Source organism: Hyphomicrobium sp., assembly GCF_020852195.1.
Lineage (GTDB): Bacteria > Pseudomonadota > Alphaproteobacteria > Rhizobiales > Hyphomicrobiaceae > Hyphomicrobium_C.
Genome location: NZ_JADZBI010000173.1, coordinates 1 through 12,461, shown reverse-complemented (window position 1 = coordinate 12,461; position 12,461 = coordinate 1). Strand labels below are relative to the sequence as shown.

The 12,461-nt window shown below is 66.8% G+C and carries 16 protein-coding genes; 7 read left to right on the top strand and 9 right to left on the bottom strand.

All coding sequences use genetic code 11. From position 1 onward, the window contains the following. The coding region (locus IT540_RS14835) for a threonine--tRNA ligase (protein WP_291179468.1) at positions 1–943 on the bottom strand (943 nt) is incomplete at its 3' end. A 181-nt stretch (positions 944–1,124) separates the two neighbouring features. Here IT540_RS14835 and IT540_RS14830 point away from each other — a divergent pair. Continuing rightward, positions 1,125–2,132 (top strand): Lpg1974 family pore-forming outer membrane protein, encoded by a 1,008-nt coding sequence (locus IT540_RS14830; protein ID WP_291179465.1) that lies wholly within the window; start codon positions 1,125–1,127, stop codon positions 2,130–2,132. 6 nt (positions 2,133–2,138) lie between these two features. Here IT540_RS14830 and IT540_RS14825 read toward each other — a convergent pair whose 3' ends face one another. The 4 genes from IT540_RS14825 to IT540_RS14810 all read right to left on the bottom strand — a co-directional run bounded on the left by IT540_RS14825 (position 2,139) and on the right by IT540_RS14810 (position 4,666). Next, positions 2,139–2,420 (bottom strand): hypothetical protein, encoded by a 282-nt coding sequence (locus IT540_RS14825; RefSeq protein WP_291179462.1) that lies wholly within the window; start codon positions 2,418–2,420, stop codon positions 2,139–2,141. Between the two features lie 83 nt (positions 2,421–2,503). Then, the gene (locus IT540_RS14820) at positions 2,504–3,769 is read right to left on the bottom strand and encodes a tetratricopeptide repeat protein (protein WP_291179459.1); all 1,266 of its coding nucleotides are present in this window, start codon (positions 3,767–3,769) and stop codon (positions 2,504–2,506) included. A 99-nt stretch (positions 3,770–3,868) separates the two neighbouring features. Beyond that, positions 3,869–4,177, bottom strand: a complete 309-nt coding sequence (gene yidD, locus IT540_RS14815; protein WP_291179456.1) for a membrane protein insertion efficiency factor YidD — start codon at positions 4,175–4,177, stop codon at positions 3,869–3,871. A 21-nt stretch (positions 4,178–4,198) separates the two neighbouring features. Further along, positions 4,199–4,666 carry an iron-sulfur cluster assembly scaffold protein gene (locus IT540_RS14810; protein WP_291179471.1) on the bottom strand — a complete coding sequence of 156 codons (468 nt, stop codon included), beginning with the start codon at positions 4,664–4,666 and terminating at the stop codon, positions 4,199–4,201. Positions 4,667–4,813: 147 nt separating this feature from the next. On the opposite strand from IT540_RS14810, the gene hisI reads away from it, so the two are divergent. Next, the gene (gene hisI, locus IT540_RS14805; RefSeq protein ID WP_291179453.1) at positions 4,814–5,236 is read left to right on the top strand and encodes a phosphoribosyl-AMP cyclohydrolase; all 423 of its coding nucleotides are present in this window, start codon (positions 4,814–4,816) and stop codon (positions 5,234–5,236) included. Between the two features lie 249 nt (positions 5,237–5,485). Further along, entirely contained in the window at positions 5,486–6,460 is a 975-nt protein-coding gene (locus IT540_RS14800) for a patatin-like phospholipase family protein (RefSeq protein WP_291179450.1), read from the top strand. Between the two features lie 93 nt (positions 6,461–6,553). On the opposite strand, the gene IT540_RS14795 is transcribed toward IT540_RS14800, so the two are convergent. Together IT540_RS14795 and IT540_RS14790 are read right to left on the bottom strand one after the other, a co-directional pair. After that, entirely contained in the window at positions 6,554–6,985 is a 432-nt protein-coding gene (locus tag IT540_RS14795; RefSeq protein ID WP_291179447.1) for a CBS domain-containing protein, read from the bottom strand. 182 nt (positions 6,986–7,167) lie between these two features. Beyond that, on the bottom strand, positions 7,168–7,908 hold the full coding sequence (locus tag IT540_RS14790) for a rhomboid family intramembrane serine protease (RefSeq protein WP_291179444.1): 741 nt from the start codon (positions 7,906–7,908) through the stop codon (positions 7,168–7,170). Between the two features lie 248 nt (positions 7,909–8,156). Between IT540_RS14790 and IT540_RS14785 the strand changes: the two genes are divergently transcribed. From IT540_RS14785 to IT540_RS14775, 3 genes are all read left to right on the top strand, one after another. Then, positions 8,157–8,828, top strand: a complete 672-nt coding sequence (locus tag IT540_RS14785; RefSeq protein WP_291179441.1) for a PAS domain-containing protein — start codon at positions 8,157–8,159, stop codon at positions 8,826–8,828. 256 nt (positions 8,829–9,084) lie between these two features. Beyond that, a complete protein-coding gene (locus tag IT540_RS14780; RefSeq protein WP_291179438.1) occupies positions 9,085–9,714 on the top strand; it encodes a PilZ domain-containing protein in 630 nt (209 codons plus the stop codon). A gap of 137 nt (positions 9,715–9,851) precedes the next feature. Then, positions 9,852–10,493: a transglutaminase-like cysteine peptidase gene (locus IT540_RS14775; RefSeq protein ID WP_291179436.1), complete on the top strand. Its 642-nt coding sequence runs from the start codon at positions 9,852–9,854 to the stop codon at positions 10,491–10,493. 187 nt (positions 10,494–10,680) lie between these two features. On the opposite strand, the gene IT540_RS14770 is transcribed toward IT540_RS14775, so the two are convergent. Further along, positions 10,681–10,896, bottom strand: coding sequence for a DUF3126 family protein (locus IT540_RS14770; RefSeq protein WP_291179433.1), 216 nt, complete (start codon positions 10,894–10,896; stop codon positions 10,681–10,683). 16 nt (positions 10,897–10,912) lie between these two features. Then, on the bottom strand, positions 10,913–11,791 hold the full coding sequence (gene cysE, locus IT540_RS14765) for a serine O-acetyltransferase (protein ID WP_291179430.1): 879 nt from the start codon (positions 11,789–11,791) through the stop codon (positions 10,913–10,915). 305 nt (positions 11,792–12,096) lie between these two features. Between cysE and IT540_RS14760 the strand changes: the two genes are divergently transcribed. Beyond that, a partial coding sequence (locus tag IT540_RS14760) for an enoyl-CoA hydratase/isomerase family protein (protein WP_291179427.1) occupies positions 12,097–12,461 on the top strand: 365 nt, incomplete at its 3' end.

Below are 12,461 nucleotides of genomic sequence, written 5' to 3'. Positions count from 1 at the left end.
GGCCCGACAGCTCCCAGAAGTGCTTCTCCATCATGTCGGGCGTGTTCACCTCCACGTAGCCGGCGCGGCTCTGCGCGCGGCGCATGTAGGCAATCAGCGTCTGGAACAGCATCCAGCCCTTCGGGTGCCAGAAGACGGAGCCGGGCGCCTCCTCCTGGAAATGGAACAGGTCCATCTCGCGGCCGAGCTTCCGGTGATCGCGCTTCTCGGCCTCCTCGAGCTGCGTGAGGTAGGCCTTGAGCTCGTCCTCCGCGGCGAAGGCCGTGCCGTAGATGCGCTGGAGCTGCGGGTTGTTCGCATCGCCGCGCCAGTAGGCGCCCGCGAACTTCATCAGCTTGAACGCGCGGCCGACCTGGCCGACCGACGTCATGTGTGGGCCGCGGCAGAGGTCGAGCCACTGGCCCTGCTTGTAGATCTTGATCTCCTGGTCGGCCGGGATGGCGTCGACCAGCTCGACCTTGAACAGCTCGCCCTTGTCGCGGAAGAACTTCTTCGCGGCGTCGCGGCTCCACCCTTCCTTCGTGAAGGGAGCGTTCCTGGCGATGATCTCCGCCATCTTCTTCTCGATCTTCGGCAGATCGTCCGGCTCGAACGGCTGCTGCTTGGCGAAGTCGTAAAAGAAGCCGTTCTCGATCACCGGGCCGATCGTCACCTGCGTGCCCGGCCACAGCTCCTGCACGGCCTCCGCCATCACGTGTGCGGCGTCGTGGCGGATCAGCTCGAGCGCCTCCGGGTCCGTGCGGGACACGAACTTGATCGATGCGTCTTTCCTGATGGGATCGGCAAGGTCGGCCAGCGCGCCGTCGAGGCTCATGGCCACCGTGCGCTTGGCGAGCGAGGGCGAAATGGACTTCGCAACCTCGAGGCCCGTGGTGCCGGCCGCGATCCTGCGGCTCTTGCCATCGGGGAACGTCAACGTGATTTCGGACTGAGATTCCGACATATTCCTGCTCCTCTCACTCGCCGCATACGGGTGCGGCGTAAGACTTGGAGGCCACTAAATCGGGGGAGTTGCCGCCAAAGTCAAGCGCAAGGCGGTGGGGATCGGCCACAGCGCCAGGAGAATCTGTGCCGCCCGCTTGACTCCAATCCCGAGTCGGGAATTCTCTCGATGCGGAGGATTCATGGCATTCGATTTTCGTGCGATCCGGGTTTCCCTGTGGCGCGCCTTGCGGGGGTTTGGCGTTTTGGCCCTGGCTGCCTCTGTGCACCCTGCCAGCTCCCCCGCACAATCCGTCGCCCCTCAGGCCGGCCTCTGGCTCGAGGCCGAGGGACAAAAGGTCTTCGGCAGCTCGGACTTCGAGGTCGGCATGGTGCCGAGCTCGATCTTCGCGATCACGGGGCCTGTCAACGATCTCGACGAGGGCGACGGATGGGGCGGTGCGCTCACTCTCGGCTACGTCTGGACCAACGGGTGGAGCGCGGCGGTGCGCTATCGCCGGTTGGAGGCCGACGACAGGGGCGGTCCCATCGATCCAGGCATCGTCGCATTCGGACCGGGCGTCGACGTTATTCCGGGCGGTTTCCCGATTGGCGTGCTCGGCGCGCGGACAAAGGTCGACTCCGCGACCACGATCCTCGATTTCGAGGTCGGCAACGACATTGCCATCGCAGGCGGCCGCCTGCACCTATTCGGCGGCCTCACCTATACGTCCATCGAACGAGATGTCGCGCTGCTGGATGACGGTTGCGGGTGCGTTCCGTTCGCGCTTCTGATGGCGAACGACTTTCACGGCGTGGGCCCGAAAATCGGGTTCCGTGGTGGGTTTCCCCTCAACAATGCCCTCAGCGTTGTCGGCGGCGGCTCCGTCGCAGCGCTGTTCGGCACGTCGAAGTTCATGAGCTACCTCGACGACCCCCTGTTGCCCTCGTCTCCGTTCAAGGACGAGGACGATCGCATTGTGGCCGCGTTCGACGGCGAGGCAGGTCTTGCTTTTGCGATCGGCGCAGGAACGTTGACGGTCGGATATCGCATCGATGTGGTGCTGGGTGCGCTCGACACCGACCAGCGCGTGTCGTCTCTCGCAACCATGTTTATGGATGTTCCGCCCATCGGCGACAAGCACGACGACTTCGTCGAGCACGGGCCGTTCGCGCGTTTCGCGCTGCCGCTGGGCGCGATCGGGAACTAAAAACGCTCAGTCGAAAATCGACGAGAAAAAGTCGGCGATGGCGCCAAAGATGCCGAGGATGAACTCGGCAATGGCCTCGAAGATCGACTGAAAGCCCTCGGACGCGCTCGACCCTGCAACGAGAACGACGGCACCGCCGGAAGCGACGATGGCCGAGGTCACGGCGTTGAATACGGTGGCCCAGAGGATGCCGAAGAAGACGATGCCGAGCAGGAGCGCGGCGACCGTGCGGCGGATGAAGCGTGCGATCGGCGATCGCTCGGTCGGGGCGGTGTTGGGCGCGGTCATGGCAAATCTCTCGTCGGACAAAAGCGGTTCAGCTTCCTCCTAGCGCGCGTACTCTCAGTCGCGATGTTCCCCGCGGAACAGCTTCAATTCACGCCGAGGCTCGCGAGGCCGTCCCTGCTCGCGGCGTTGGTCGGATCGATGGCGAGCGCGGCGCGGAAGTCGCTGATGGCGGCCTCGCGGTTGCCGAGCGTGACGTGAATGTGCGCGCGCGTATCCCACACATAGGCCTCCTTGGCGAGGAGGCGCACGGCGGTGTTCGCATCGTGGAGCGCCTCGGCCGGGCGTCCGGCGCGGTAGTGGGTCCAGGCGCGGTTGTTGAAGGCTTCGCCATTGGCCGCGTCGCGGCGGATCGCCTCGGAGTAGTCAGCGATGGCCCTGTCCCAGTCGCCCTTGTCGTAATGGACGTTGCCGCGCAGGCTGTAGACGGCGGCCGTGGGCTCTATGGCGAGCGCGGCGGAAAAAGCCTTGAGGGCCGCGTCCGGATCGTTGCCTGCGCGCAGCGCCTTGCCGTTGGCGACGTGGATGTCGGCCAGCTCGGCGCCTTTCGGGATGCCGCTGTCGAGCAGAAGCTTGCAGGCCGCCACCGCCGCGTCGGGGGCGCCTTCCCGGCACTCCTTCCACGCCTTCGGCAGCATGCGCCGCGCCGTCAGCACCGCCGACGGGTCGGGCGCGTGCGCGGGCTTGAACTCCAGCGTGCCGCCGGCGGACGGTGGCTTGGGCTCCGGCTTCGCCGGCGTCGGCGCGAGCGCGACGGGCGTGGGGTCGGTCGGCACCTGCGGCTGGTCGCCGGGCGCCCACAGGGCGAACGCGCCAACCGTGCATGCGGCTGCCGCCGCAGCCCAGGGCCAGCGCGCCTTGCCGAGCTGGCCGAGTGGCGCCTTGGCGGACGTGCGGACAGGCGGGGCGGCCTCGGCCTCCGGCCGCGCGCCCTCGACCGTCAGGTCGAGCACGCCGAGCTTCAGCTTGCTCACCACGGCGTCGCGCACGGAGCGCGAGATGCATACGCCGCCGGAGGCCGCGAGGCCGGCGAGGCGGGCGACCTCCGCGTGCGTCTCCTCCGGGAGTTCGCCCTCGCCGTCGAGAATCTCGCCGATGGCGATGCCGAGCCTGAACTCGATCTGCTCCTCGGGCGGGCTGGCCTTGTTGCGAGCGCGCAGGGTGGCCTGCGCGTCGACGGCGGCGCGCACCGCCTCGACGGCGCTCTGGAACTCGGCGACAAGAGCCTCGCCGGCGGCCGGCAGCATGCGTCCCGCCCCGCGCGCGAGCACGCCGCGGACCACGGCGCGGCTGTCGTTCAGGCGTGCGCCTGCAACGTCGGCCATCAGAACCGCTGCGATCTTCCGCTTCACCGCTCACTCCTCGTCACAGGGGGCGGTCATGCACCCTTCATACGACCGTTTGGCCTATCACGACGACCGCACGCCCTCTCGGCCGGACTCCGATTATTGCTAAGATTTACGTGCGAAATCTTGACATTGCGCGCAGGCCCGCCAGCGGCCGTAGCGCCAGGGCGCGAAGGGGTGATGCTCGTGGCGGATGTCGGGTGGCGGATCGTAGCCCGCGCTCCCCCACGGGTGGCAGCGCGTCAGCCGCGCCAGCGTGAGCCACAGGCCGCGCCAGGCACCGTTGCGGTCGATCGCCTCGAGGGCGTACTCCGAGCAGGTGGGGAGGTGGCGGCACTCGAGCCCCATCAGCGGCTTCAGCGTCCAGCGGTAGGCGTGAATGGGTGCTTTGACGATGGCCTCGAGCCAGCCCATGGGCGCGTCCTCCCTCGCGGCTCAGGCCCCCGCGGCGGCATCCGGCGCGACCGCGGCCTGGGCCTCGGCCTGGTCGAGGGCGCGCTCGACGGCTTCGAACACCAGCAGCGTCGAGGCGTGGCGATGGGGATAGTCCTTGACCGGCTGCAACATGCCGAGATCCGCCCACCGTCCCTCGGGCGGCGGGCCGTTCTCCTTCAGCATGCGGCGCATGGCGGCGGCGACGGCGCGGAACTCGCCCGCTGGCGTTCCCACGATCTCGCGCCCGACGATGGCTGCGGACGCTTGGCCCAGCAGGCAGGCTTTCACCGTCTGCCCGAAATCCGAGATGCGGTCGCCGTCCATCCGGATCTCCACCTCGACCGTCGAGCCGCAGAGCTTCGAATGGGCGCGCGCCGCCGCGTGCGGGCGATCCAGGCGGGTGGCATGCGGGATCGCGGCCGCCAACTCGAAAATCCTCTGGTTGTAGATGTCGTCGAGATCCGCCATGGGTGTGGAGTGTCCCTGCTGCTGCCGGCGCTCCTTCCGGCCGTCGGCAATCATTTCTATATAGGGCGTCTTCCCCGGCCAATCGAGTTGCATCGCCGGGGGGCCTTGCTTTCGCCGGGCCTTGCCTTCGCCTTCCTCGGAGCCGCCATGACCGACAGCCCCTCCTTTGCCTTTGCCGCCCGCGGCTCCGCGTCGGACATCGAGCAAGGGCTCGCCTTTCAGCCCAAGTTCGATGCCGATGGCCTGATCGCGGCCATCGTGACCGATGCGGGGACGGGCCAAGTGCTCATGTTCGCCTGGATGAACGCCGAGGCGCTGCGGCTCTCGCTTTCTACGGGCATTGCCCACTTCTGGAGCAGGTCTCGGGGCCGCCTGTGGCAAAAGGGCGAGGAGAGCGGCAACACCCTTGCCATCCGCGAAGCGCGCGTCGACTGCGACCAGGACGCGATCTGGCTCCGGGTCGAGGTCGGGGGCGCGGGTGCGGCCTGCCACACCGGGGCGCGGTCCTGCTTCTACCGGACGCTCGAGCTCGGCCCGGACGGGCCCGCGCTGGCACGTGCAGACGTCTGACGGCCGCGGCCTCGTCCGGTCGGCCGCGGGAAACCATTTCGCTGCGCTCGCGTTCCAAACAAGCTGCACTGCAGCAACGATTTCTCAAATGTCATCACATCCTTGGTAGGGGGCCTTTAATCGGAATCTGCTAGTGTCCAATTAAGGGTCGAGGGGATCCCGATGCCCTGCTCCGCGACGGGTTCCACGCGATAATTGCACCCGGCTGTCATCCCGCGAGCGGGGGCGCCGGAGGAAGTGGAGTCCGCCATGGCCAATACCCATTTCGGCGCCGGTAAGCTGAAGATCGGTCTCGCCCTCGGAGGCGGCGCCGCCCGCGGCTGGGCGCACATCGGCGTGCTGCGCGCCCTCCACAAGGCCGGAATTCACCCCGACATCATCGCCGGCACCTCCATCGGCGCCGTCGTCGGCGCGTGCGAGGTCGCAGGCCAGCTCGACGACCTCGAGCTTTTCGCGCGCGAGCTCACGCGGCGGCGCGTGCTCGGCTATCTCGATTTCAACCTGTCCGGCACCGGGCTGATTACCGGCCACCGTCTCGGCGAGCGCCTGCGCAAGCAGCTCGGCGACACGCGCATCGAGGACATGCCGCGCCGCTTCACGGCCGTGGCAACGGAGATCGGCACCGGGCACGAGGTCTGGCTGTCGCGCGGCAACGTCGTCGACGCCGTGCGCGCCTCCTATGCGCTGCCCGGCGTATTCCGGCCCGTCAAGGTCGACGGACGCTGGCTGTTCGACGGCGCGCTGGTCAATCCCATTCCGGTCTCGGTCTGCCGGGCGCTCGGCGCACGCTACGTGATCGCGGTCAACCTCAACATCGACATCTCCAACCGCGGCACGATCTCGAACATCAGCCACATGCCCGAGTCCGATCAGGAGATGGAGGAGGCCCCGCCGGTGACCGCCAAGAACGGCGTCGGCGTGCGTCAGCTCCTGCAGCGCCAGCTTCTCGGCCGGGGCGAGGACGTGCCCGGCATCTCCACGGTCATGGTGGACGCGTTCAACATCGTGCAGGATCGCATCGCGCGCTCGCGGCTCGCGGGCGACCCGCCGGACTCCATGATCAGCCCGCGTCTGCACGGCATCGGCCTCTTCGACTTCCACCGGGCGGAGGAGCTGATCCAGCGCGGCGAGGTAGCGGCCCAGCGCGAGATCGAGGACCTTGCCCGCGAGCTCGACGTGCGCCACCAGGCGCCCGGCACTCAGGTGGCCGTCGTGCACAGCTAGGCGCTTCGGGCTTCAAACAAAAAACGGAGCTTGAAAATGGAAACGGCGCATCTCAGGGATGCGCCGCTCGTTTTTTCGCGCGTTCGGATGGCCTCAGCCGGTCGCCAGGTAGTTGCGCATGGCGGAGACCTCCATCTGCACCTCGGCGATGTGGTATTTGACGACATCGCCGATGGAAATGATGCCGACCAGCGCGTCGTCCTCGATGACGGGAAGATGACGGAAACGGCCCTTGGTCATCATCTCCATGAGCTCGTCGAGCTCGCTGGTCTCTTGGCACGCCACGACCGTGCGCGTCATGACCTCGGACACCATCATGCTCAGCGCCTGCGCGCCGTGCTCCGAAACCGCGCGAATGATGTCGCGCTCGGAAATGATGCCGGCGACGTGACCGTTTTCGCCCACAACAACGACTGCACCGATTTTTTTGGGAGCGAGCTTTTTCGTAACGTCGAGGAGCGTGGCATTCGGCCTTACGGTCGAAACAGCCCTTCCCTTCGACTTCAGTATCGATGAGACGTTCATGAACGTATCCTCCCGCCTGCCGCCTTCGACGCGCCACTCGGCGGGCTTCCTCCTCCCGCCGCTCCTCACCGTGCCGCTTCGACCTCAGCAGGCGTTGTTAGATTTGCCTTCGTTGGTCGAGTTTCTCCGAGACAAACTTCGACACCCAAGAGTGATGCAAACACGCAGAGCGCGCAAGAGTTTCAATCGACATTTGGTTGCGGATAATCTTCATCCGCGGAAACGCTGTCGAAAAGACCATAAGTAAAAAGCCCTAGCAGGTAGCCTCCGAGATGGGCCTCCCAAGCAATTCCCGCCGAATTTTGTGCAACGCCAAAACCGACAATCGCCAGCACATTAATGACGACCAGAATTGCACTGGTTACGAGAATGCGACGATCCGTCAATGCTTCGCTCAACGACATCAGCCGCACCGAGCGGGGAGCCTCCCGCAAGCGGCGAAAGCCGCCTGAATCCAGGGCCGGAAACAGGAATCTCAAGGCGGCGCCCATGAGGCCGGAGATGGCGCCCGAGGCGCCGATCATGGGCTGCATCAGACCCGCATTGGCGATGTAGAAGGCCGCCGCTCCGGCCAGCCCGCAGACGATGAAAAAGGCATAGAACTTTACCGCCCCCGTGCGCTCGGCTATTGCACCGCCGAAGGCGAGCAGCCAGGCCGAGTTGAGCGCCAAGTGCATCCAGTCCCCGTGCAGCAGCATGTGTGTGAACGGCGACGTGAAGAGCGCCGGCGCGCCTCCGGGAAGCTCCACGCCGATGGCCTCGTAGCGTCCGGGGATGAAAGCGGCCGCGAGCACAAGCCACAGGTCGTCCTCCGCCGGCAGCAGCCCGCGGCCCACGTGTATGAGCACCAGGATGGCGAGAACGACCAGCACGGGTCGCGGCACATTGAAGATGGGCTCGTGGGACGGCGCCGTCGGGATCACGCGGGTCTCCTCGTCAGACAGGCTTAAGGTCGGACGGCCGCCGCCTTAACGCTACGGCCATCGGTCCGGGGGCTCCGGACCGGAAACCCGCTCATCCACGTGCATATGGCACGGAAGCTGCTCTTGTCGACGGCAAGGCTCGTTTCGAGACCATCCCGAGCCTGATTTCTCGAGGGCATCCGCTCTTGAAGCCCGGCGCCGCACCCCTTCGGCGCCGTCGGGAAAGTGCGTGCCGAGCAGGACCGAAAATGAGACACCCGGCGACACAGGCTCTCTACGCCTACTGGAACGAGATACGGGGCGAGCGACCGGCCCCCCGCCGTCTCGAGATCCAGCCCGCACGCATCGCGGACCTCCTGCTCGATACTTTCATTCTCGAGCGCGCCGACCACTCGGCGTTCCGCTTCCGCCTCGCCGGCACCCGCGTGGCCGCCCGCTTCGGCCTGGATCTCAGGTCCCAGGATTTCCTGTCCTGCTGGGGCGAGGGCGACCGGGCGCTCATCGAGCATCACCTGGCAGCCATCGCGGACCGCGGCCGCGTCGGCGTGTTCACGGGCGAAGCCGATCTCCGAGCCGAACAGGAAAAGGAGCAGTTGCTGGCGCAACGCTTCCTGTTCGAGCTTGTCGTGCTGCCGCTCCTGCATACGGGGCACGCGATCGACCGCCTGCTCTGCCTCATGGTGCCGCTCGAGGCCGCGGACGCGCCCGCCAATACCTCGATCCAGCGCCTGCGGCTGCTCGCGGCGGAGGCCGTGTGGCCGAACGGTGCGCCTGAGGGACCGGCTCCCTTCTCCGACCGGCAATCGCCCCTCAGCCCCCATGTGCGCACGGCGCGTATCGTGCGCCAGGGCCGGCGCCAGTTCCGGGTCTACGAAGGTGGGCTCGAGCGCGCGGACGGCGACAGGAGCGACAGCCTCTAGCCTGCCCACCTGCCGCGCTGCCGCACCTCGCCCCGCACGGAAACTCTCCCTGGCGCTCGTGCGTTTGGAGACCCAGCCGGCTCTCGGCGCTCATGGGTCATTCTCCTTCGCGGACGGCACCCGTGCGAGTTCGGGTCATCGGTTAGTCGTTCATTAAGTCTGCTGTTCCAATATGGGACTCGAAGGGCCGTGAACGGTTGTAATGCCGTTCCGGGTCGCGGGAGGTTGTTGCTCAGTCACGCGCGGATTTTGGTTCATGTCGCCCAGTTCAGCCAGCATCCTAAAGCCATCGCTGCGGCTCGATCCGCGCATCGTGCCCGACCGGCGGCGTCACAAGCGCTACGCGCTGGCCCTTCTCGGCCGCTTCATGCGTGCCAACAAGCAAGAGTTTCCTTGCAGGCTCAACGATATCTCCGTCGGCGGCGCATCGCTCATGGCCCCCGTCGAGGTGGAGCTCGGCGAACGCATCGTCGCCTACCTGGATGAGATCGGCGGCATCGAAGGCCAGGTCGTGCGCATCTTCGACGGCGGCTTCGCCATGAGGCTGCGGGCGAGCCAGCACAAGCGCGAGAAGCTCGCTGCACAGATCACCTGGCTCGTCAACAAGGACGAGCTCGGCGCCTCGTTCGGCCGTCGCCACCAGCGCATGGCCGTGGTGAACAAGACGTCAACGCTCAAGCTCGCCGACGGTACGACCGTCGATTGCAGAGTGCTCGACGTTTCGCTTTCGGGTGCTTCGATCGGTACGGACGCACGGCCGCCCGTCGGCGACGTCGTGATGTTCGGGAAGCTGCGCTGCAAGGTCATGCGCTATCATGACCGCGGCATCGGCGTGCAGTTCCTGGACATTCCGGACCCCGAAGCATTGCGGCGCTACTTCGGCTGAAGGGCGCGATGGAAATGTCCCGTGGGGAACGACAGTTTAGCTCAAATTTTGCTCGATTTCTGACGGCGTACTTCAGACGACCACGACATTTCTCGTCTACTGTGGTTTGTGTAAGAGGGTTCGTAGGGGTAGTGAGTATGAAGCGTCTCGTAGTGTGTATTGCCGGCGTTCTGGCAATCCTGGGACCGACCAGTGCCATGGCGGAGCCGTCGGTCTCCCGGTCCGTCAACTTCAGCACCTCCCCCTTCATGCGGGTTTACGGCCCGTCGCAACCGCCCTACGGCTTCGTGCGCTTCTGCGACAGCCATCCCACCGATTGCGCTCCGCAGCGCATCGAGGACGTTCGCTTCCAGCCGACGCCCGAGCGCCTCTCCGAGCTCGACGAGGTCAACCGCTGGGCCAACCACGCCGTCCAGCCGGCGACCGACATGGAAATCTACGGCGTCAGCGAGCTGTGGACGTATCCGGTCGATCGCGGTGACTGCGAGGACTACGCCCTCCTGAAGCAGAGGATGCTGCTCGCCCGCGGATGGCCCAAGAGCTCGCTGCTCCTCACCGTCGTGCGCGACGAGAAGGGCGAAGGACACGCGGTGCTGACGGCGCGCACGGCGCAAGGCGACTTCGTGCTCGACAACAAGGTCGACGAAGTCCGGCTGTGGAACGCCTCTGGCTACTACTTCATCATGCGCCAGTCGTATCTCGACCCGCGCGTGTGGGTCTCGCTCGATCCGAGCGACCGCTCCGCTCCCGACGCCATCGCCGGCGTGGGCAACCAGTAGGAAGATTCGGAGAGGCTCGCCCTCTCCACCGTTTGACTCGAGCCCGGGACTCCCTGCCCTGCCCCCCAACCGGGCTCACCTAGAGCCGGACGCGATCCCCCCTCGTGTCCGGCTCAATTTTTTGCGAGCACGGCCGATGCGTCACGCCTCGGACTGATAGGGTTCGAAGCGATCATGGTCCAGAGGTCTAGGCTTCCTCGAGATCCATCTCGAGGATGGCCATCTGGAACTGGTAGGAGACCTCGCCCTCCTCCTCCTCGCGGTAGAGCGTGGCCACGAACTCGCCGCCGATGAAGACCTCGGCCATGTCCTCTTTCTTGGGCTGCGGGCGGACCTCCAGCTTGGAGGCACCGAACGTCTTCCTGAGATAGGCCTGCAGCTTGGCCAACTCGTCCTTCTTCACCGGAAGCTCCTCTCTCTCAAAGCATGGCGTAGTCGTCGGGACCCATCGAGGAATCCGTGGCGACGAACGACTGATCCATTGTGCGCGCCGGCTCGGCCGTTCCGGCCGGACCCACGACGCGGGCGGGCACGCCCGCGACGGTCACGTGCGGGGGCACATCCTGCAGCACCACGCTGCCGGCGGCGATGCGCGAGCAGTTGCCGACATGGATGTTGCCCAGCACCTTGGCGCCGGCGCCGATCAGGACGCCCGAGCCGATCTTCGGATGGCGGTCGCCCGTCACCTTGCCGCTGCCGCCGAGGGTGACGGCGTGCAGAAGCGAGCAGTTGTCGCCGACGGTGGCCGTCTCGCCGATGACGACGCCCGTTGCGTGATCCAGCATCAGGCCCTTGCCGAGGCGGGCCGCCGGATGGATGTCGACCGCGAACATGCGCGAGGCCTGGCTCTGCAGGTAGAGCGCGAAGTCGCGCCGGCCCTGGCGCCACAGCTCGTGGGCGAAGCGGTAGGTGACGAGCGCGTGGAAGCCCTTGAAGTAGAGGAACGGCTCGAGATAGCGCGTGGTCGCGGGATCGCGCTCGATGACCGCCGCCAGATCGGCGCGGAAAGCGCCGCCGAGAGCAGGCTGGGAGCCCAGCACGTCGCGGAAGGTGTGCACGATGAGGCCGGCGTCGACGTCGGCGTGGCCGAGGCGCTGTGCGATGCGATGGCAGACCGCCTCCTCGAGCTGGCCGTGGCTGGCGACGGTGGCATAGATGAAGCCGGTCAGCGCCGGCTCGGCCGCCATCGCCGCCTCAGCCTCCTCGCGCAGCGCGCGCCAGATGGTATCCACCGGCGCATGCAGCGGGACGGCATTCCGCTCGGTCTTGCCGGCCCGGGTGGGCTTGGCGCTGTTCATGTCCGTTGCTCCCTTCACCTCGCGGGTCGACACGGGCCGATGCTGCCGCGGGTAACGCCATCCGTACAGGCCGGCTCTCGTCGGCGCGGGCTAAGCCGTTATCCTTGCCGAATACGGCTCTGCCGTCAGATGGATCGCAATCCGTTCCTGGACGTCCGTTCCTGGGACTAGGGCGTATCGGGGCGGGCAGGCGCCGTCAACGTCAAACCACCTGCCCCGGACCTCCGTCGGCCTTGAGGCTTGGCGCCACGTTGCGCCCGGCCGTGCGGCGCCCCAAGCTCGGTTTTTCGAGAGGACCTCAGCCCATGACCGACACGCATGCCGCCGCCCCGGACCTCACGCTCGCGATCGAGGGGCCCCTCGCCTGGATCGTGGCCAGCAATCCCGAGCGGATGAACGCCTTCACCGCCGGCATGTGGGCCAAGATCCCGGCGCATATCGCGGCGGCCGAGGCGGATCCGGCCGTGCGCGTCATCGTCCTGCGCGGCGCGGGCACGCGGGCCTTCTCGGCGGGCGCGGACATCTCCGAGTTCGAAAGCGCGCGCACCGGGGCCAGCGCGGCGGACTACGACCGCCTCAACCACGAGGCTTTCGCGGCCCTGCTCTCGGCGCAAAAGCCGGTGATCGCCATGATCCACGGCTTCTGCCTCGGCGGCGGGCTCGGCATTGC